21 protein-coding genes, 1 tRNA gene and 2 pseudogenes are annotated in these 17915 nt (G+C 70.1%); 12 read left to right on the top strand and 12 right to left on the bottom strand.

Annotated features, from left to right (window positions below):
- Nucleotides 1-13 precede the first annotated feature (13 nt).
- From ACSNOC_RS10120 to ACSNOC_RS10150, 7 genes are all read left to right on the top strand, one after another.
- The gene (locus tag ACSNOC_RS10120; RefSeq protein WP_436746979.1) at nucleotides 14-718 is read left to right on the top strand and encodes a hypothetical protein; all 705 of its coding nucleotides are present in this window, start codon (nucleotides 14-16) and stop codon (nucleotides 716-718) included.
- Complete coding sequence (locus ACSNOC_RS10125; RefSeq protein WP_436746980.1) at nucleotides 715-990, top strand: helix-turn-helix domain-containing protein; 276 nt, start codon at nucleotides 715-717, stop codon at nucleotides 988-990. Before ACSNOC_RS10120 ends, ACSNOC_RS10125 begins: the two co-directional genes overlap by 4 nt.
- A 57-nt stretch (nucleotides 991-1047) precedes the next feature.
- Entirely contained in the window at nucleotides 1048-1689 is a 642-nt protein-coding gene (locus ACSNOC_RS10130) for a hypothetical protein (protein ID WP_436746981.1), read from the top strand.
- A gap of 79 nt (nucleotides 1690-1768) precedes the next feature.
- Entirely contained in the window at nucleotides 1769-2185 is a 417-nt protein-coding gene (locus ACSNOC_RS10135; protein WP_436746982.1) for a hypothetical protein, read from the top strand.
- An 87-nt stretch (nucleotides 2186-2272) separates the two neighbouring features.
- Complete coding sequence (locus ACSNOC_RS10140) at nucleotides 2273-2776, top strand: hypothetical protein (protein WP_436746983.1); 504 nt, start codon at nucleotides 2273-2275, stop codon at nucleotides 2774-2776.
- A 374-nt stretch (nucleotides 2777-3150) separates the two neighbouring features.
- Entirely contained in the window at nucleotides 3151-4368 is a 1218-nt protein-coding gene (locus ACSNOC_RS10145) for a Shedu anti-phage system protein SduA domain-containing protein (RefSeq protein ID WP_436746984.1), read from the top strand.
- A 5-nt stretch (nucleotides 4369-4373) separates the two neighbouring features.
- Nucleotides 4374-4691, top strand: coding sequence for a hypothetical protein (locus ACSNOC_RS10150; RefSeq protein ID WP_436747000.1), 318 nt, complete (start codon nucleotides 4374-4376; stop codon nucleotides 4689-4691).
- A 56-nt stretch (nucleotides 4692-4747) separates the two neighbouring features.
- On the opposite strand, the gene ACSNOC_RS10155 is transcribed toward ACSNOC_RS10150, so the two are convergent.
- Nucleotides 4748-5332, bottom strand: coding sequence for a transglycosylase SLT domain-containing protein (locus ACSNOC_RS10155; protein ID WP_436746985.1), 585 nt, complete (start codon nucleotides 5330-5332; stop codon nucleotides 4748-4750).
- 489 nt (nucleotides 5333-5821) lie between these two features.
- On the opposite strand from ACSNOC_RS10155, the gene ACSNOC_RS10160 reads away from it, so the two are divergent.
- Nucleotides 5822-6196 (top strand): hypothetical protein, encoded by a 375-nt coding sequence (locus ACSNOC_RS10160; protein WP_436746986.1) that lies wholly within the window; start codon nucleotides 5822-5824, stop codon nucleotides 6194-6196.
- Between the two features lie 120 nt (nucleotides 6197-6316).
- Complete coding sequence (locus tag ACSNOC_RS10165; protein WP_436746987.1) at nucleotides 6317-6964, top strand: hypothetical protein; 648 nt, start codon at nucleotides 6317-6319, stop codon at nucleotides 6962-6964.
- A gap of 6 nt (nucleotides 6965-6970) precedes the next feature.
- Here the strand turns inward: ACSNOC_RS10165 and ACSNOC_RS10170 are convergent, their stop codons facing one another.
- The 4 genes from ACSNOC_RS10170 to ACSNOC_RS10185 are packed head-to-tail and all read right to left on the bottom strand — an operon-like array spanning nucleotide 6971 to nucleotide 10197.
- Nucleotides 6971-7939, bottom strand: coding sequence for a class I SAM-dependent methyltransferase (locus tag ACSNOC_RS10170; protein WP_436746988.1), 969 nt, complete (start codon nucleotides 7937-7939; stop codon nucleotides 6971-6973).
- Nucleotides 7888-8520 (bottom strand): isochorismatase family cysteine hydrolase, encoded by a 633-nt coding sequence (locus ACSNOC_RS10175; protein WP_436746989.1) that lies wholly within the window; start codon nucleotides 8518-8520, stop codon nucleotides 7888-7890. The genes ACSNOC_RS10170 and ACSNOC_RS10175 overlap by 52 nt, the downstream gene beginning before the upstream one ends.
- A complete protein-coding gene (locus ACSNOC_RS10180) occupies nucleotides 8517-9638 on the bottom strand; it encodes an isocitrate/isopropylmalate family dehydrogenase (protein WP_436746990.1) in 1122 nt (373 codons plus the stop codon). Before ACSNOC_RS10180 ends, ACSNOC_RS10175 begins: the two co-directional genes overlap by 4 nt.
- 25 nt (nucleotides 9639-9663) lie before the next feature.
- Complete coding sequence (locus ACSNOC_RS10185; RefSeq protein WP_436746991.1) at nucleotides 9664-10197, bottom strand: EF-hand domain-containing protein; 534 nt, start codon at nucleotides 10195-10197, stop codon at nucleotides 9664-9666.
- A gap of 276 nt (nucleotides 10198-10473) precedes the next feature.
- On the opposite strand from ACSNOC_RS10185, the gene ACSNOC_RS10190 reads away from it, so the two are divergent.
- Nucleotides 10474-10905 carry an NUDIX hydrolase gene (locus tag ACSNOC_RS10190; protein WP_436746992.1) on the top strand — a complete coding sequence of 144 codons (432 nt, stop codon included), beginning with the start codon at nucleotides 10474-10476 and terminating at the stop codon, nucleotides 10903-10905.
- Between the two features lie 200 nt (nucleotides 10906-11105).
- Here the strand turns inward: ACSNOC_RS10190 and rox are convergent, their stop codons facing one another.
- The 4 genes and pseudogenes from rox to ACSNOC_RS10210 all read right to left on the bottom strand — a co-directional run.
- The gene (gene rox / locus ACSNOC_RS10195; RefSeq protein ID WP_436746993.1) at nucleotides 11106-12533 is read right to left on the bottom strand and encodes a rifampin monooxygenase; all 1428 of its coding nucleotides are present in this window, start codon (nucleotides 12531-12533) and stop codon (nucleotides 11106-11108) included.
- A 1024-nt stretch (nucleotides 12534-13557) separates the two neighbouring features.
- On the bottom strand, nucleotides 13558-13779 hold the full coding sequence (locus tag ACSNOC_RS10200) for a hypothetical protein (protein ID WP_436746994.1): 222 nt from the start codon (nucleotides 13777-13779) through the stop codon (nucleotides 13558-13560).
- A gap of 642 nt (nucleotides 13780-14421) precedes the next feature.
- The gene (locus ACSNOC_RS10205) at nucleotides 14422-15243 is read right to left on the bottom strand and encodes a hypothetical protein (RefSeq protein WP_436746995.1); all 822 of its coding nucleotides are present in this window, start codon (nucleotides 15241-15243) and stop codon (nucleotides 14422-14424) included.
- 193 nt (nucleotides 15244-15436) lie between these two features.
- Nucleotides 15437-15541 (bottom strand): annotated as a pseudogene (locus ACSNOC_RS10210) (IS982 family transposase); the annotation flags it as partial.
- A gap of 72 nt (nucleotides 15542-15613) precedes the next feature.
- Here ACSNOC_RS10210 and ACSNOC_RS10215 point away from each other — a divergent pair.
- The gene (locus ACSNOC_RS10215; RefSeq protein ID WP_436746996.1) at nucleotides 15614-16138 is read left to right on the top strand and encodes a GNAT family N-acetyltransferase; all 525 of its coding nucleotides are present in this window, start codon (nucleotides 15614-15616) and stop codon (nucleotides 16136-16138) included.
- A gap of 192 nt (nucleotides 16139-16330) precedes the next feature.
- Here ACSNOC_RS10215 and ACSNOC_RS10220 read toward each other — a convergent pair.
- Nucleotides 16331-16623 (bottom strand): annotated as a pseudogene (locus ACSNOC_RS10220) (IS5/IS1182 family transposase); the annotation flags it as partial.
- Nucleotides 16624-17175: 552 nt separating this feature from the next.
- The gene (locus ACSNOC_RS10225) at nucleotides 17176-17520 is read right to left on the bottom strand and encodes an ABC transporter permease (RefSeq protein WP_436746997.1); all 345 of its coding nucleotides are present in this window, start codon (nucleotides 17518-17520) and stop codon (nucleotides 17176-17178) included.
- 17 nt (nucleotides 17521-17537) lie between these two features.
- Here ACSNOC_RS10225 and ACSNOC_RS10230 point away from each other — a divergent pair, with 17 nt between their 5' ends.
- Complete coding sequence (locus tag ACSNOC_RS10230) at nucleotides 17538-17672, top strand: hypothetical protein (RefSeq protein ID WP_436746998.1); 135 nt, start codon at nucleotides 17538-17540, stop codon at nucleotides 17670-17672.
- A 95-nt stretch (nucleotides 17673-17767) separates the two neighbouring features.
- Here the strand turns inward: ACSNOC_RS10230 and ACSNOC_RS10235 are convergent.
- Nucleotides 17768-17852: transfer RNA gene (locus tag ACSNOC_RS10235), tRNA-Ser, on the bottom strand.
- Between the last annotated feature and the right edge of the window lie 63 nt (nucleotides 17853-17915).

The following is a 17915-nucleotide window of genomic DNA, read 5'->3' on the forward strand; positions in this document are numbered from 1 at the left end:
GGGAGAAAGACCCATGGGACTACTCAGGTGGGCCGGTACTTTCGACGCGATCGAGGACCATGTCGCAGAGGCGACGTCTGGACTGCAACTTCTCATCAATGCCCCAAATGACGGGCATGAATTGCTCCTGACCCCCACGGAGTGCCGAACGGCACTGTATGACGTCCCGGCAGACGCATCGATGCGGACAGCTATGTGGCGGTACGTCATCCGCTCGGCGCGGCTGGAAGAGACACCCGAGCGGCGATGGCGACTGTGTACGGTCTGGATGGCCATCCCCGGGCTGCGTCGGACCGCATTCCGGGTGAGCAGTCGGCTAGGAGCGGATCGCCGAGACATCGAGGCCGAGATGGTCTTGGCCGTCCTCGAAGAGCTCCATGTACTCGATCTGGACGCTCCGGACCCCGGCCTCTCTCTCCTCAGGGCAGCGCGTCGGCGGGGCTGGGAAGCGGGCAGGCGCGCCCTCGCCGAAGTCGCCGTCGAGGACGTCGAGGTCGCGTCCCGCAGGCTCGAACGAGCGGGTGGGCGTGTGGAGTTCTACGCCTCTGCCGACTGCCGGAGGGAGCTGACCGTTCCTCTGCGAGTCGTTGTGTCCAGGAAGAAGGTGGAGGGCGACTCCATGACGTCGTTGGCTCAGTGGCTTCTTGTCACACCTCATGTGAGGCCGGGGCCCATGCTCGGAAGGCTCCCCCTCGGAGGCGGTAAGGAATGGCGATGACGAAGCTCAGCCGATCACCCCTCACCTTTGGTGAGATCTTCGAGCTCCCGGTCACCATCGATGTCCGCACCGCGGCTCGTGCCTTCGGTGTGTGCCCTGCCACAGCCTACAAGCTGATTCGCCTCGGTGCCTTCCCCTGCGAGTTCCTTCGTATGGGCCACCGCTACCGCATCCCGACCGCGTCCGTCATGCGAGCCCTGGGAATCGAGGAGAGGCCGATCTACGCGGCCGAACCGGAACAACACGGCGTCCTCGCCCCCGAGCCCGGCTGAACCACCGGGGGGCGGCGGGTACTTCCTGCCCGCCGTCCCCCGGGCAAGGAGAAACCATTGCTGAGCGAAAACTGCTCCCTGCATATCGCCGAGTATGCCGAGATTTCCACCACCGAAGCATGCGCTCTCGGCGTCGACTACGAGCGCATGTGCGCCATGTGCGCGGTCATGCCGCACCCTGCGGGCTGGGGTCTTCTTCACTGCCGTGAGGAATCCGAGGGAAGGCGCGTCACCCTCGCGACCTCCGACGTGGCCCATCACCGCATGCTCGCTGCCACCATCGATGCCGCCAAGGGAACTCTCATGGAAGAGAAAACTCGCCGCTTGCTCGGCCGGACCGGTCCTGCCGGTTATGCCTATGCCCGGGACGGATGGCCCGATGACTGGGCCCGCGACCTGTCTCACGATCCGCTCCCCTGGCACGCGATCAGTGGCGGGCAGATGCAAAAGGTGGGCAGCGCACGCGTATTCCACATCACGCCGGAGGGCGCTTCCGAAGGCGACGTGATCTTCATGATCGACGATCGCCGTGCGGCATGGACTATGCTCTGCCCACAAGATCGAGGCGGCACCGTATATTACGGGGAGAACGTCATGGTGAGTGCCAGCTATCCCCGAGTCCAATGGCTTGCCGCGTCATGGGTGGCCGTGCAGCCCGGCTGGCCCCTGCGGAATGTGAAGCCGTACATCGTGGTGTAGGGAACAGGCCGCTCCGCCGCCATGGCACGAGCTTTTGACAAACCGGCGACGCTGCAGCGCATGACCAGAGTGGCGAACTATGACTGAAGAACCACCGGATTCGAGCGCGAACCTGCCTGATGACTGGCTTGCGCGCAGAGTGAAAGCCCTGGCCTGCACTGCGCCGCTCCAAGCCCTGGAGGAAAACAAACGCAGCCTGGGCCGCCTTGCCGCAGAGCCCTACCAGATGGTGGAGTTGGCGTTGCACACCATTGACCAGGTCGCCATCATCGTGGTCTTCAACAGTGGAGCCGAACACGACACGGTGATCAAACGGGTCGGTAAGTTTGCCACGGTACAGGCGCCGGAGCAGCAGGAAGCGGAGCACGGTGAGGTCGCGGCATGGGTCCTGCGCAAGCTGATCGACATTGGCCATCGACCGGGGAAATCACATGGCAGTACGGGCGGATCGACACGTAGGGTGCCTACAGTCGCCACGAATTCGAGTTCAAGCTGATCACTGAGCATTCCACACGGGACGGGCGCATCGTCCTGCGTGTGACCGGCGAGGCTATCAATGTACTCGTGGGCGCGCTCGATACCGATGGGGAATCAGCACAAGATCGCCGCAAGGCGCAAGCTCGAGTACCTCATCAAGCGCAGGCGACTGGAGGACGCGAAACTCGTGGCGGAACAGGCACGATACCGAACTGTGCCGTACGGAGAGCATTCGCGGCAATACCTTGAGGTCACAAGACGCGATGCGCGGAGGGTCGACTGGGAGCACGAGGTGTCCAGGTTGCTTGAAGAGGCGCTCGACCATATCGAAGGGCGATACCGGCATGAGAACACGATTCTCTCGACCATCACCGCGCACCGCGACGAGACACCTGACCACTGGCAGGGGTGGTTCGGCTGGCGCGGGCGATACATCACTGCGCTCGGAAGCGGCCGAAACCGGCGTCTCCCCCGAGGACGAGCAATTGGCGACGCGTTCGGCGCGTTCGGGTACCAGGCGGTGCTTCCCGGGCTCGGAGAGTACGACAGGACCGAGCAAGATGCCGCAGGAGCTGCGGCCCTGGTCGACGGGCCCCGCTCTGACCGGTGACGTCGTGGTAGTCATGTGTTTCGCGGGCCACGGCCATGTGAAGGGGCGCGACCGGGACCACCTGCTGTGCTGGGATTCCGGCCAAGAAGGCCTGGCGACCACCGCGCTGGCCACGGCAGACCGGACACGTATCGTATGCAGGGATGACTGCGGCACTTCATCAGTCTGCGTCGGAGCAGGGGCCGTACTTCAGCGGGCGGATCCGCGTGCTGTCCGCACTGGTGGCCTGGCTCACAGTAGAGGACGGCGATGGCAGAGCGGAGAACTGTCACCGGGAGCCCTGGCTGCGGCAAGTCAGCGGTTCCGGGCAGGAGCGTGGCGCTGTTTCGTTGCCCTGGCACGTCGGAGGAGAGGCGAAAGTCCGAGGCGGGTCCATGAACTACCGATCGAGTTTCACTCTGCTGCGCCACCTTCAGGATACCCGGGAGCTGACGAACGTTCCCGGTGTTCGGCACCACGTCGACAAAGCGGTCGCGTTCATCGCCGGTGGAGGAAGCGGCAGAAAATACGGCAGTGGGCCTTCGCTCGTCCGCCACCTGAACGACGCTGCCCAGGCGGCCGTTCTGCACCAGGAGTGGGAGCTGGCCCAGCGGCTGCAGAGGTTCGCGGCTTACGCGTCCGGGGAGATGCCGCTCGCCGTACTGGACATGTACTACGACCCGGAAGCGAAGGAACGGCAGGAGCGGTACATGCGCCACCTGGCGGGGCTGGGCAGTCGGCAGGCCGTCGCCAGTCTGGATGTGCTGATCAGTGCATGTCCCGACGCTACGGCCGCCGACGCCCGTGACTTCTTCCTGGGGGTGGCCCGCGCCGCTGAGCATGTCGTCATCGGTTCCGGGGACGGCGGGGTCGCGCTGTCGTCCCGCGACGCCGATCGTCTGCTCTGGCTCGGCAAGATGGAGCTGGCCGTCAAGAATCTCCCCAGAAGCGCCTCCCCGGAAGCGGCCGACTTCCTGGACGACCTGATCAGCGCCCCGGACGCGGGACTCCTGGCGCAGCTCGTCGAACTACGGGCGCGGCGGGCGAGTCTCGCCGCGCTCCGCGCCGCTGTGAACTCCCCGGACAGCTCGGAAAGCGATCTCCACGCGTGTCTCAAAAATCAGGAATGGATTTTCGGCGGTGCGTACACCGGTGAGTTGGTGCGTCGGCGGTACACCGCCGACGCCATCCTTGACATCCCGCTGCTGCGCGGGGACGGCTCCCTGCACGTCGTCGAGCTGAAAAAGGCCCGCGTGCCCTCCCTCGTGGTGCGCCCCGGAGGGCACCTCATGCTCGGCGCCCAGCTGCATCGGGCCGTCTCCCAGGCCCAGAACTACCTGCGCTCGCTGGACGAGAACCGTTCCGCCATTCTGCACGAGCACGGCATCGACTGCCGCCGGGCTTCCGCCACGGTGGTCATCGGCCACCCTCGTTACCTGCGGGGCGACTTCTCCGCGCAGGAAGTGGCCGACACCATCCGGACTTACAACAGCCACCACGCAAGGATCCACGTGATCACTTACCAGATGCTTCTGGAATCCGCCGAAAGGATGCTGGCCCTCACCGTCGGCTCCGAAGACGGCCAACCGCGGACAACCGAGGAGAACGAGTGAGCGGCATGACCTTTCGGCAGGCGATCGGCGACCTGTGCGGTGTCGAGATCGACGCGAAGACCTACGTCGGCTTCTTTGTCAACGACTGCGGTGAGTACCTGGTCTTTACTCAGAAACCCGGGGAGAAGAGCGCCACGCTTTACCACAGCGACGCCGACTGGGAACCGCAGCTGGTGTCCCAACACTCGATCAAGGTCGGTGCCGTCATGCCCGGGGCCATCACTGTCGGTGACCTCATCATCCACCAGGCCGAGGCCTCATGGCTGTCCGCCTGCCTGGACGCGACGACCTGGCATCGAGGGGGCAGTGCCGCGAAGGGCTGACATGCCCCCTGCTCGATGCGGCGCTTCGCGCGAGCGCTGTGACGCGGAACGCCGGATCAGTACGCGCTGTCGACGTTGTCCATCGAGCCGTAGCGGTCGGCCGCGTAGTTGCAGGCCGCGACGATGTTGGCGACCGGGTCGTACAGGTCGTTCGCGGTGCCCTCGACGTGGTAGGCGTCGAAGGTCGGCTGTATGACCTGGAGCAGGCCCTTGGACGGGATGCCGTTGATGGCGTTGATGTCCCAGGTGTTGATGGCGTGCGGGTCGCCGCTGGACTCGCGCATCACGTTGCGGTGGATGCCCTCGTACGAGCCGGGGATGTCGTGCTTCTTCATGATGTCGAGCGCCTCGCGGATCCAGCCGTCGAGGTTGTCCGGGTACTCCGGCTCGGCGGCGGCCTTGACCTCGGCCGCCTCGGCCTGAGCGTTCAGCGCGTCCTGCTGCCCACCGAGCACGTCACCCAGCGTGCCGAGCACGAAGCTGTCCGCGTCGGCGCGCGCGGTCGGGGACGAAGCGGCGTCGACGGCCACGGGCTCGGCGGCCGAGGCGGGGGCGCCCGGGACGAGCGAGATGGCCAGAGTGGCGGCACCGGCGGCGGCGACGCCGGCGATCGAGACCTTGCGGGTCTTGGTCGCGAACATGAAGACGTACCTCGTTCTCAATCGGGGTGAATGCCACGAATGCGGCAGGTTGGTCAGTGTGAACGGTGGCGGCGTCACCCCACAAAGAGGTGACATACGACCCCGCCTCGTAGCCGCCGGCCCGCCCCGCCCGGATCCGCCGCGCCGCACCGGTCAACGGCCGCCGACTCTCCTAAGCCGCCTCGTAGGTGACCGCCCTCACGTGCCCGGCCTCACACGTCGCCACCCCACCGTGATCGACCTGTGGCGGAAGGTGCCCGGAATGGTGACCCACCGTGTCCGCCGCACCCTGAAGTGTCACCGCCTCCGGCGGAAATCCATTGCCCGCCGACCGCGCCGGATGCGAGCGTGATCGCGTGCTGAGCGAACCGCACCCGCACTTCCACGGCTGCGTCCGCCCCCCGGACCTCCTTTGGCACCTGGCCACCACGAGCGACACCGTCCTCGGGGACTGGCACGAAGGGGAGATGGCGGGCCGCCTACGGCACCGTGCCACCCACCCGGCAGGTCGTCGAACGGTTCCGCCGCGGTGACGCCGGCGCGGCGGCGGACTTCGAGAAGCTCTTCGTCTTCGGCGACGACGACGCCGGTACGTTCGCCCGCTTCCAGGTCAAGGCCAACCTGCTCTGGGTCGCGGCGGCCGGGGCGGCGACGCCGACCCCCGGCATCCGCGCCGATCACGCCCGGCAGGACCTCGCGCACGCCGAGTTACGGATCGGCGCCGACATGCTGCCGTCCCTGTCCGGCGGCAGCGGCACGGACGTGATCGAGCGCTTCGCCGTCACCCTCGACCGCCGCGGGACCCCTGGACCGGCTGGGAACGCGTCCAGGAGCTGGCCAGGGGGCCGCACGGGCACGTCCTGACCGGCATCGACTTCTCCGGCGTGGAGGAAGGCCGCCCGCCCAAGGACAAGGCCGCGTTCTTCGCGGCGGCACGACTTCGACGCCGTCCACCCCGAGCGCGCGCTCGCGATCGTCTGCCACGTGGGCGAGAGCCGCACCGGCAACGGCCTGGAGAGCACGATCCTCCGGGTGCGGGAAGCCACCGGACCCGGCGCCCACCGGCCGGGTCACGCCATCGCCCTCGGCGTGGACCCCCGGATGTACGGCGCGCACACCCGCGAGCAGTCCGTGGCCGAGCGCAGGGACCAGATCGCCCACGACCTCCGCCACCGGGACGGGCTGCGCGACTGCGGCGTCCCCGTCGACCCGCCGTCCCTGCGCGAGGAACTGGCCCGCCTGGCGCCGCTGCCCGGCACCGCCACCCTCGTCGTCGCCTACGACGGCCCCCGGCTCGACGAGGTCCGCCGGCGGCAGCGGTACGCGATGCGCCGGGTGCGCGCCTCCGGCTCCGTGATCGAGGTCTGCCCCACCTGGAACCGGCGGATCGGCGGCATCACCGACCCGGCCTGCCACCCCGTGCACCGCTTCCTGTCCGCCGGCCTGACGGTCGCCGTCTCCTCCGACGACCCCGGCCTCTTCGGGACCACGCTCGCCGACGAGGTCGACTGGGTCTGCCACCACACGGGCGGCGGCCCGGACCTCCGCGACCACCTGATCGGACCGGCCTGGCACAGCCGCTCCGAAGCCCTCACCGGCCGCGTTCCCGGCCCCGCTCCCGTCACCGGGTGAGCGGCGTCAGGACGCCGAGGGGGGCGCCGGTGGCGGCCCGGGCGGGCTCGGTGCGGCGGTGCGCGACCGGGTGTCCGGGGCCGTCGTGGGCTTGGCCGCGAAGAACCACCGGTTGTCCGCCAGGGCGTCGTTCCGCCGGAGCCGCGGGCCGCGTCCGTGGCGGCGGGTGAAGGCGAAGGGGGTGTGGACCGAGGTGGACCAGCCCCGGCTCGCCAGGTCACCGGCGGAGTCGGGCCGCGGGTCGCCGTCGAACAGGGCGTGCAGGTCGATGCCGAGCTGGCGTCGCGTCGCGGAGTAGATCGGGTCCTCGCGGACTTCCGGCGACCTGGCGCCGAGCTTCACCTCGAACGCGAAAGCGCTGCCCCCCGCACTCAACCGGTCCACGACGTCGATGAGGCGTCCCTCGGCGGCACGGGGGAGATAGAGCAGCAGCCCCTCGGCCAGCCAGGCCGTCGGGGCGTCCGGGGCGAAGCCGGCGCCGGTCAGCGCCCCGGCCCAGTCGGCGGCCAGATCCGCCGCCACGGGCACACGCGTCGCCCTCGGGGCGGCGGACAGCCCGCCGAGGACCCGGTGCTTGAAGTCCAGCACCTCCGCCCTGTCGATCTCGAAGACCACGCAGCCGGACGGCCAGCCCAGCCGGAACGCCCGTGCGTCCAACCCCGCCCCGAGCACGACGACTTGGCGGATCCCGGCCCGGACCGACCGGAGGAGGAAGTCGTCGAGGACCCTGGTCCGCAGACCGAAGTAGCGCCCCAGGCGCCCCCACAACGGGTTCGCGTCCCCGTCCGGCACCTCGCGCGGGTGAACGGGCCAGCCCGCGGACGCCCGCGCGGCGCGCACGAAGTGCTCGGCGTAGACGTCCCGCGCCAGGGCGTCGGGGCGGTGGGTCTCGATCGCCCGCGCCGCCGCGACCATGAGCGCGGTCAGTCCGACTCCGCCCTCCACACCGGTGTTCCGGCGCGCCATGTCGACCACGTGTCCTCCCCGGGGGCGAACCGCGCCCACGACGTCAGCTGCTCGTGGGTCGTGACCCGCGCACCGTACACAAGGCTCATGAACCGCAGGATCTCCTCGTCCGGCAGATGCAGGCTCCTGGTGCAGTCCCGCAACACCGTTATGTGGAAGCCCTTCTGGAACGCCGTCCGCGCCGTGGAGTCCACGCACACGTCGGTGTACAGACCCGCGAACACCAGGTGCCGGGTGCCCCGTTGGACGAGGTACTGCTCGAACCCGTCGCCGAGGAACGCGTCGAAGCACGCCCGTTTCGTGAAGACCCGTTCGTCCGGCTCCGGCGACACCTTGTGGAACCCGGCTCCCCACGACCCCGCACGGCACTTCGGCCGCTTGCCCAGCGCCAGGTCCCGGCTCCGCCAACTCGGCCCCTGGTAGGCGACATCGCCGAGGAACCGGACGAAGACGACCTCCACCCCACAGCCCCGCGCCAGGTCAACGGCTCGCGCGGCGTTGGTCGTCACGGTGTCCAGCACCTCGGCGTCCGCGCAGAAGTCGTTCTGCAGATCGATGACGACCAGCGCGGTACCGTCCCCGGCGGTCATGCCCCGGCGACCGGCATGGCACCGACGGCAGGCGACCCGCCCCGCGCACGCGGCTCCGGACCCGGCTGCGGGCCGGGCCGCACGGCGTCGAGGAGCGCGTCCACCACCGCGGTGGTGGAGGACCGCCCGCCCAGGTCCGGGGTCAGGATGCCCCGGCCGCCCACCGTCGCGAGAGCCCGCTCCACCGCCCGCACGGCGCCTGCGCAGCCCGCGTACCGCTCCGCGATCGCCGCCGCGGCCCGCACGGTCGCCAGCGGATTGACCGTGTCCGTCCCCTCCAGGTCGTCGGCGGAACCGTGCACCGTCTGGTACTCGACCAGGCCGGCCACGTCGGGGTGGAGGTGGACGTTCTCCGTGTAACGGCTCTCCTGCCGCTCTCCGCAGAGCCGGTCCAGCAGGATCACGTGCATGATGTCGGCCCACTCGTTCCCGGCGATGAGCACGGTGCGCGGGGCCGGACCGTGCGCGACGAGATCGCGGTTCACCGTGTCCGGCTGGAACAACCGGATCTCCACCCCGTGCCGGGCGGAGATCTCCGCCACCCACGCGTCGAGTGCGCCGTCCAGCAAGTGGAACTTGTAGGCCATGAGGACCGGGCCGATCTCACCGTCGGGCCACTCCTCCCGCGCCTGCCGGAGCGCGAATGCGACGACCTTCTCGGTGATCTCCCGGCTGAACGACATGGTGCGGGTGACCAGGCCGGGGGAGTGGTGGTTCTCGCCGGTGTAGAAGCCCTGGGCCTCGTCCCGGACCAGCAGCAACGACGTGCCACCGGCGGCGAGAACGTCGACCTTGACCGCCTGGAGGCGCTGCCGGACGAGGTACAGGGACTGGGCGTTGATCGCCGTACGGAAGATCGCCGGGGTGCCGAGGCCCGCCTGCGTCCGGCAGAACCGCTCGTAGTGCTCGGCGTCCTCCCGCGTGATCCCGCGGATCCGCTCGGCACCGCCGCCTTCTGCCTTCAGCGACACGTACGACTGATAGATCCGCGGGGACCGCACGATGTCGATTCCGGCGGCGTACATCTGGGCGAGCCCGCCCAGAACCCGTTCGAAGACGGCCGCGATGTCCGTTCCCGTTCCTCGGCCGACAGCGAGTCCGATGACCGGTTTCACCATGCTCCTTCGTCGTCGGAACGCGATCTCAGACGGCCGGGCCCCCGACGAGGCGGTCGCCCGGAATTCCGGCCTTCTCCGGGCTGTAGTAGTCCCTGATCCCGGTGGCCCAGGTCGCCACCCCGATCTGGTCGGCGCCGGACGGGCCGAAGGCGTCGAAAAGCGCGTCGATATTGGCGCGTTCGAAGCCGATCGCTGTCATCAGGGCCACAAAGGCGGGACGGTCGATGAGCCCGTCGCCGTCCGCGTCCCCGAGCGCGGCGAGCGACTCCGCGAAGTCGCCGATCGTTTCGCCGAAACGCTCCGGGGACAGGACGCAGGCGACGAATTCGTCGAGGGTGACCCTGCCGTCGCCGTCGGCGTCCAGCTCGGCGGCCACGGTCGTCCAGTACCGGCGGAAGGCGGCCAGCATCGCCTGCTTGGCGGCGTCGTCGGAATCCGGTGCCGCCTCGACGACGCGACTGCCCATCAACGTGAAGTCGCCGGCCTCCAGAGATCCGTTCCCGTCGGCGTCGAGCAAGGAGAAAACGAGCCTGACCCGGTCGATCGCCTCGGTGCGCATGGACCAGCCACCTCTCTCTTTTGTGCCGCGCGGCACGGCAGGGGCGCGGCCGGAAGCCCCGGGCCGGTGCGCGGTTCCCGGATTCCGGTTCCCGGATCCCGTTGACGTCTTTCACTATCCGGACGGCGACCGATCCGCGAGGGAAAAAGTCGCAGAATTAGCCCGAACGAGGGAACCGTGCCGGAACAAGCCGCGGCCCACCGACCACGCGACGGCACACGAGCGAGACGTGTCCCTCGGCCGGCAGACCGGCGGTCAACGGCTAGGGTCCGCTCCATGCCACCGCACACCTACGTCGACGTCATGATCATCCTGGAGCGCGAGGGCCGTATCCTGCTGGCCGAACGCGCCCACACCGGCTACGCGGACGGCCGGCTCAACCTGCCCAGCGGCAAGGTCGATCCCGGCGAGAACGTGACCGAGGCGGCGGTCCGCGAGGCCCGCGAGGAGATCGCCGTGGACATCGACCCGGCCGCCCTCCGCCCGGTCCACGTCATGCACTACCGCAACCCCGAAGGCCAGGCCCGCGTCGGCTGGTTCTTCGCCACCGCCCACTGGCACGGCGAACCGGTCAACGCCGAACCCCACAAGTGCGCGGGCATCTCCTGGCACCCCGCCGACCAACTCCCCGCCCACACCGTCCGCTACAACGCCCTCGGCATCACCCACTACCTGAAGGGCGCCCCCTTCTCCACCCACGGCTGGTGACCCCGCTCACCGTGAACGAAGGCCCGGCCGTGGACGGCGGCCGGGCCTTCGTCCAGCCCGGTGAGTGAGCGGCGGTCCGCACATCGTCACATCGTCCACGGTCGCGGCACGCTGAGCCTCGACACCGGTGACGGCGCCGGACCCCCGCCCACCTCCGGCCGGGGACAGGTCCCGCCGTGTGCCGAACCGCGGCCGGGGGATCAGCCGGTGGCAGCGCCGAACCACGTGGGCAGGTGGCTGAGCAGGTCACGCTGGTCCTCGCCGACCCATGCCACATGGCCGTCCGGTCGCAACAGCGCGGCGGGGACGTCGAGTTCCTCGCTGGTGTCGACGACGTGGTCGATCCGATCCGCCCAGCCCGCGACCGAGAGCCGGCCGGTCTGGTCGAGCAGCAGCCCGCGGCCGTCGTGCATCAGCCCGTAGAGGCGACCCCGCTTCAGCCCCACGTCCCGCAACCGCCGGCCGAGCAGTTCATGTCCCTCGCCGAAGTCGTAACGAACCGCGATGGCGCTGATCTTCTCGATCAGATACCGGTTCACCTCCTCGAAGTCCATCAGTTCCGCGACCAGTCGGCGCACCGACCGGGCACCCGGCTCGGGGGACAGCAACTGCATCTGCGCGCGGGCGTTGTCGAGCACGGCGGCGGCCACCGGGTGCCGTTCGGTGTGGTAGCTGTCCAACAGCCCTTGCGGCGCCCAGCCGTTGACGGCGGCGGCCAGTTTCCAGCCGAGGTTGAACGCGTCCTGGACGCCGAGGTTGAGGCCCATCCCGCCGGTCGGCGGGTGGATGTGCGCGGCGTCGCCGGCCAGCAGCACCCGGCCGGTCCGGTAGCGCTCGGCCAGCCGGGTGGCGTCCCCGAAACGGGACAGCCAGCGCGGCGAGTGCACGCCGAAGTCGGTGCCGCCGATCGCCCGCAACCGCCGCTTGAACTCCTCCAGGGTCGGCGGGACCGTGCGGTCCCGGGCCACCCCCTCGGCGGGCACGATGACGCGGTACAGCCCGTCCCCGAGGGGTATGGCGCCGAACAGCTTCTGCGTCCTGCGGACTTCGGCCACCACGGCGGTCAGCGTCTCCGGCGGCACGGCCACCTTCATCTCGCCCAGCAGCGTCTCGACCCGGGTCGGCTCCCCGGGAAAGCCGACACCGAGCAGCTTGCGCACCGTGCTGCGCCCGCCGTCGCAGCCGACGAGGTAGCGCGAGCGCAGCCGCGTGCCGTCGGCCAGTTCGGCGGTCACCCCGTGGTCGTCCTGGCTGAGCCCGACCAGTGCGCAACCGCGCCGGATCTCGGCGCCGAGCCCGGCGGCGTGCTCGGTCAGCAGACGCTCGGTGACGCTCTGCGGGATACCGAGAACGTACGCGTGCGCCGTGTCCAGCCGGTCGGGCCACGGCTTGTCGATACCGGCGAAGAAGCCGCCGACGGCGTACTGCTGGCCGAGCGCAAGGAACCGCCCCAGCAGGCCGCGCTGGTCCATCACCTCGACACTGCGCGCGTGCAGGCCGAGCGCGCGGGACTGCCCGGTCGGCTCCGCCTCCTTCTCCAGCACCAGCACGCGCACACCGTGCAGCCGCAACTCGCCGGCCAGCATCAAGCCGGTCGGCCCCGCCCCGGCAATGATCACGTCGATCACGAATGCCCCCCATTCCCACGAGAATTGCTTCTTCGGCCGGTCGGCCGGTCGGCCGGTCGACCGCTCGGCGCGACGCAGACGCAGGCAAAGGCGCACGTACGTCACGAATCCCTGATTTCCCCAGGTTCCGGCCTCGGCCGCCGATTCTGCGGCACGACCGGGGCCTTGCCGCAAGCCCCCCAGTGCGCTATACGTTGAGAGTGGCAAGGAGTGGGCAACCTCCTTGCCTTCGCTTTTTGTTGTCCGCTGTGGACGGTCCTGCACCCTTTGCGGACCTTTGCGGACGGGGCCGGTTCGACTCCCGCCGAAAGGTCGGCGAGCGCGGCTGCCCCAGGGCAGGTGCTGGAAGCCGCCCGGGAAGGCGCGGCCAAGGAGGACGGCGGCCGGGTCGTCCCCAGGCCCAGGGCTCGGCAGTCCGGCCAGGCCAGGTAGGTGGCCGGGCCGGCTGGTAGCGCACGGCGGGAAGAGGTCCGGCCAGCAGGTCTGCCGTCCAGGCCCTCGGCGAAGCGGTCCTGGCCGGCCTGGTAGCGGACGGCCTCGTACCGGCCCCCTCCGCCTCGTGGACACGCGCCCCTGCCCGCCGCCGCGAGCCCTTGATCCCGGGGCCTCGGCCGCCGGTGGGAAGCCGCACGACGAGGGCCCCGGCCGTGGATGGCGGCCGGGGCCCTCGTTCGGTCCGGTGAGAGCCGGACGGAGGATCCGGGCTTCGAACCCCCCGAGCGTCACGGCGGGGCCCGCCCCGGGGCCTGCCTGAACGGGCCGGAGACCGGGACGGCCCGTGACCGGCTGTCGCCGCTAGCGCGCCTTGCGTCGAGCCGTACCCGTGTCCGAGCCGGACGCCTGCGCATCCTCGGTCAGGAAGGTCTCGTTCTCCCCGAAGTCCGGGGCCTGGAAAGGGGTGTCCGTCGGAGGCAGCGACGCCGCGGCGGCATAGCGGGGCGTCCTTTCCGGAGCGGAGAACAGGGAGGTCAGGTCGATGAGAGGTCTTCCAATCCGTTACAGGGTCGTGAGCGGAGCAGCGGTCCTACAGCTTGGTCATCTTGGCGTACGGACTCAGGATCCGCTCTCGCAGCGAACCGAAATCGACGAGCACCGCGATTCCGTCCTCGAGGCCGATGACCCGGCCCAGGCCGTACACGTCGTGTGTGACCTGGTCGCCCACGGCGAACTGCTCGGGAGGCAGTGTGACCGGGGCCTTGAAGGGGCTGGTGGGCAAGTAGCGCTTCGGCGCAGCTGACGTTGTCATTGAGACCAGTATGCGCCTGGGTGTCTCCGTTCGCGACGGTCATCCGTGTCCCTCTTCGGCACGGGCCCTGACCACCACCACCGCGTGGCGAGCGACGCGGCGCCCGCGCGGCTCTGACCTGCGACATATCCCCCCGGGCGGCCCGGGAACACGCCGCCCCTCCAAACCCCACGACAGCCCCGTTGGGCCACCGCGCCGGGCCCCCCGGCTCCCGCCGACGCACGCGCACGGCCCGCGGCACCCGCGGCACTCGCGGCGCGAGCGCAAGGCTCGGGGACGCGCTCCGGGACACCGAGCCCGACTGAGACGGACAACGAAGGCCCCGGCCGTGGATGGCGGCGGGGCCATCGGCCAGCCCGGTGAGAGCCGGGCGGAGGGTACGAGATTCGAACTCGTGAGGTCGGGTGCGCACCCAATACGCTTGCCGACTGTCCGTAGGGAGTGTCCGGGGGGCGGTCGCCTGTGTTCTGGCCCGTGGGGGAGCTGCCTGGACGGCGAACCGCGGACGGGGCCGAACGCGGGCGAACCCAACTGGAACCGCGACTGGCGACTTCCTCCTGGCTGCCCCCTGGGCTGCGCTTGCACCCGCCGAGACAGCATCGGTACCGCGATCCCGTGGTCGGCTGTCGGGGAGCGTGTCGCTCAGTCCGTGGTGAGCTTGGCCAGGACGCGCCGGAGGGAGCGGGCGCGGTCGCTGCCCGTCGGCAACTGGGGGAGGAGAGCGTGCAGTCTGCGTACGACGCCCATGGGTACCTGGTCCGACCCCAGCTCATCGACGGCACGTCCGAGGACGTTGAGGCCCCAGTACCTGAGGAAGGGCAGTTGCTCACGCAGAACGGCATCGACGAGCGGGCCGAACGCTCTCGTGTCCGGGAGGGCGTACAGGCGGGCGAAGACGGCCAGGCGTGTGCCGGGATCCTGGGATGCCAGCATGGCCGGGACGTCCAGGGACGGGAGGGCCGAGGTCACTTTGAGCAACTCGGCGAAGATCCGTTCCTGTTGGGCGGTGCGTGCCTGGCCGCTGGGCACGGTGTCCCGCAACTGTGTGTACTCGGCCGCGAGACGCTCCATCGCCGCCTGCGCTGCCGGGACGTCCGCACGGTTTCCAGCCCAGTCGGTGCCGGCCGCGGCCAGGGCAACACGAGCGGTTGCGGCTGCGTCGTCCATCTCCTGATCCAGACGCGTGGTCCGTTCTTCCGCCGCTTCGATGCGGTTCTCCAGCCGCCGGTACTCGAACCGGGGGCCGCCGGGAAGCTCGATGCTGTCGAACACGCCACCCAGCCAGGGAACGATCGCGACCAGGAGCAGCAACACCGTGATCGAATCGATCGCGAGGCCAGGCCAGAGCACATGCGCCACGGCCAGGGCGGTGGCTGCGCACGACACCGCAACGGCTATGCCGTGCCGACGCTTCCGCCGGGGCGCCCCCTCGCCGCCGAGCCCCTCACGCTCCCCCTCGCTCACCCGCCCCAGCATGCCAGGACCATGGGGAAGGCACCGCGTCCCGCTCGTGACTGGATCGTGGTCTGCGTCACGCGGTGCTCAGCGCGTTCGCCGAGTTCACGTGGACCACTGACGGAGATTCTGATCGTCCTGCCGCCGCTGGGGAGGTGCCACCCTGACGGGGCACCGGGCGTCGCACGGTCGGCGCCCGGGTGATCCCCACTGCTGGCCGCCACGGGGCGAGTTGCGGTGAGTCCTTCAGCAGGTCGTCGGTCTTCACCTGGAGCGCGGTGGCGACAGCGTCCAACTCTGTCCTCACACCCTCACGTCGGACGCCCTCGTCCCGTGTGCGCAGCGGAACCCCTGGCACCGATCAGTTAGCCTCCGGTCCATGGAGACGATTCTGTGCGGCGCCGAGGTGACTCTCCGGACCGCCGTGCCCTCCGACGTTCCGGCGCTGGCCGCCATCCGGGCGACGCCGGAGGTGTACGCGCGCTGGCGCGGCGACACGGATCTCGCCGCCGAGGTCGCCGGCGACCTCGCCGATCCCGGGGTCAGCACGCTGGTCATCGAGTGGGACAGCCGCACGGTCGGTGCCATCCAGTGGGGCGCCGAAACCGATCCGGACTACCGGCACGCGAACATCGACCTCTATCTGGACCCGGCGGTGCACGGGCGGGGCCTGGGCACCGACGCCGTCCGCACCCTGGCCCGGCACCTCATCGCCGATCACCGCTTCCACCGCCTGGTGATCGATCCGGCGGCGGACAACGCCGCCGCCATCCGCTGCTACACCAAGGTCGGCTTCCGCCCAGTCGGCATCATGCGCGACTACGAACGCGGACCGGACGGCAGCTGGCACGACGGGCTCCTGATGGACCTGCTGGCCGATGAGCTGACCGCCCACGATCACTGACCCCTTGGGGTCGATCATCCAGAGCGCACGGCGGTTGCCCCGAGCGCCCGGGCCCCCCGTCGCTCAACTCAAGTGCTTGCTCCCGGATCCGGTACGTCAGCCGGGTCATCGACATCCCGGCCGCGCCAAGCGCCACTGGCCGGCCCGGACTTCGCGGGACAGCATGCGCGGCTGACGCGCGGACAGCGACACGCCCCGGTCGACCGGCGACGGCCCGTCCGCTGCCCGCCGTTGGCGCCCGCACCTGGCCGGGGGCGATCACACGACGGGACCGGTCCGGCCGGAAAGCGGCGTTCAGCTCCGCCACGGCGCATGGTGCAGGCGGTCCCGCACCCCTGCCCCGTTCCGGTCCCGCAGCCGCCGCCGGCACGTCATGCCCGGCCCGGAGGCCAACTCCCTGGCCGGGTATTCCCCTTGGATGCCTTGCGGAGCACGTACAGAATCCCGCACAGCACCTGCCGGTCCGGCACCGGGCTGTGCCCCGGGGCACCGGAGCCTCCCCCAACATCCCATTCACCGGCCGGACACGGCGACCAGGAACAACTCACCTTGTTCGTGAGGAAATCCAAGAGGCGGTTAGGCAGACGCCCTCCGGCAAAGACCCTCGACCGTTCACGGACGTGAGCTGCGCGAGCGGGCCCCTCGGCGGTACCCGTTCCGGTGGCGTCGAGCTGCCGCAGAGACTGGGCGCATTCGGCCGCCCCGGGGCCTGTGGCGGGAGGTCCGGGATACGGGCTCTTCTGCGAGCCGTGTGTGACCGGCCCGCAGCCGGGCGTCGCTGTCCTGTTCGAGGTTGCGCCCCCCGGCCGGTGCGGGGACCAGGTGTTCGGAGGTTCCACCAACCGCCCACGCCACCTCCCGCGGCCGACTGGCCTCCCTCGCGGAGGCACGCGCCGATCCCAAGCCGCCGGATCGCACCAGCGGTGCGAACGGCTGAGCCCGACCGCCGCGCACAGACGCCGACCGTACCTGGGCAGTGCCTGACCCGCACCGCCGACCGCCGCACGCCCTCGTGGCCCGGCGGCGGCCCGCGGCTGTCAGGAAGCGGCCAGCGCCGCGGTCGGGCGGGTTACCTGCACCTTGTTGGGCGCCTCCGGGTTGGCGGTGCCTGCCAGTACCGTGCCGACCGCCTCCACCTCGGACTCCTCGGACCGGGTGTAGACGGTGGCCGGGTGGCCGTCGAAGCCGAGGAGTTCGGAGGCCACGGGCCAGCCGACCAGCGCCGCGTCGTCCAGCTCCGGGGCCGGCGGCAGTGGTTCGAGGATGCCGATCACGGTGAACCTCTCATCAACGATGACCACCTGAGTTTCCAGGCCGGTCCGCGTGATCCCGAGCCGTTCGGCCGCCGACGCGCCCAGCACCACGGTCGGGTGGCCGGGCACGGATCATCGACGCGATCATGGGCTGGGAGCCCGGCAAATCCGCCCGCATGCGCCGCCGCTACCAGCATCTGACCGGACGGGTGCTCAAGGACACGGCCGACAAGATCGGCGGCCTGCTCCGGGCTGCGGAGGGCGAGCCGCCCGCCGCCTGATCGAGGCGACTGCAACTGAAACTGCAACTACACACACCGAAGGCCCCGGCCGTGGATGGCGGCGGGGGCCTTCGGTCAGCCCGGTGAGAGCTGGGCGGAGGATACGAGATTCGAACTCGTGAGGGTGTGAACCCAACACGCTTTCCAAGCGTGCGCCCTAGGCCTCTAGGCGAATCCTCCGCCGGACACCTTACAGGGCCGCGGTCGGTGGTCGCGAACCGCTGGGTGTGGGGAGGGGGGTGG

The organism is Streptomyces sp. URMC 129, assembly GCF_051386415.1.
GTDB lineage: Bacteria > Actinomycetota > Actinomycetes > Streptomycetales > Streptomycetaceae > Streptomyces.

Bases quoted from the DNA above. Each gene is read 5' to 3' on its own strand.
- ACSNOC_RS10120 (WP_436746979.1), top strand. From the start codon at position 14: ATGGGACTACTCAGGTGGGCCGGTACTTTCGACGCGATCGAGGACCAT.
- ACSNOC_RS10125 (WP_436746980.1), top strand. From the start codon at position 715: ATGACGAAGCTCAGCCGATCACCCCTCACCTTTGGTGAGATCTTCGAG.
- ACSNOC_RS10135 (WP_436746982.1), top strand. From the start codon at position 1,769: ATGACTGAAGAACCACCGGATTCGAGCGCGAACCTGCCTGATGACTGG.
- ACSNOC_RS10140 (WP_436746983.1), top strand. From the start codon at position 2,273: ATGGGGAATCAGCACAAGATCGCCGCAAGGCGCAAGCTCGAGTACCTC.
- ACSNOC_RS10145 (WP_436746984.1), top strand. From the start codon at position 3,151: ATGAACTACCGATCGAGTTTCACTCTGCTGCGCCACCTTCAGGATACC.
- ACSNOC_RS10150 (WP_436747000.1), top strand. From the start codon at position 4,374: ATGACCTTTCGGCAGGCGATCGGCGACCTGTGCGGTGTCGAGATCGAC.
- ACSNOC_RS10155 (WP_436746985.1), bottom strand. From the start codon at position 5,332: ATGTTCGCGACCAAGACCCGCAAGGTCTCGATCGCCGGCGTCGCCGCC.
- ACSNOC_RS10175 (WP_436746989.1), bottom strand. From the start codon at position 8,520: ATGACCGCCGGGGACGGTACCGCGCTGGTCGTCATCGATCTGCAGAAC.
- ACSNOC_RS10180 (WP_436746990.1), bottom strand. From the start codon at position 9,638: ATGGTGAAACCGGTCATCGGACTCGCTGTCGGCCGAGGAACGGGAACG.
- ACSNOC_RS10185 (WP_436746991.1), bottom strand. From the start codon at position 10,197: ATGCGCACCGAGGCGATCGACCGGGTCAGGCTCGTTTTCTCCTTGCTC.
- ACSNOC_RS10190 (WP_436746992.1), top strand. From the start codon at position 10,474: ATGCCACCGCACACCTACGTCGACGTCATGATCATCCTGGAGCGCGAG.
- ACSNOC_RS10200 (WP_436746994.1), bottom strand. From the start codon at position 13,779: ATGACAACGTCAGCTGCGCCGAAGCGCTACTTGCCCACCAGCCCCTTC.
- ACSNOC_RS10215 (WP_436746996.1), top strand. From the start codon at position 15,614: ATGGAGACGATTCTGTGCGGCGCCGAGGTGACTCTCCGGACCGCCGTG.
- ACSNOC_RS10230 (WP_436746998.1), top strand. From the start codon at position 17,538: ATGGGCTGGGAGCCCGGCAAATCCGCCCGCATGCGCCGCCGCTACCAG.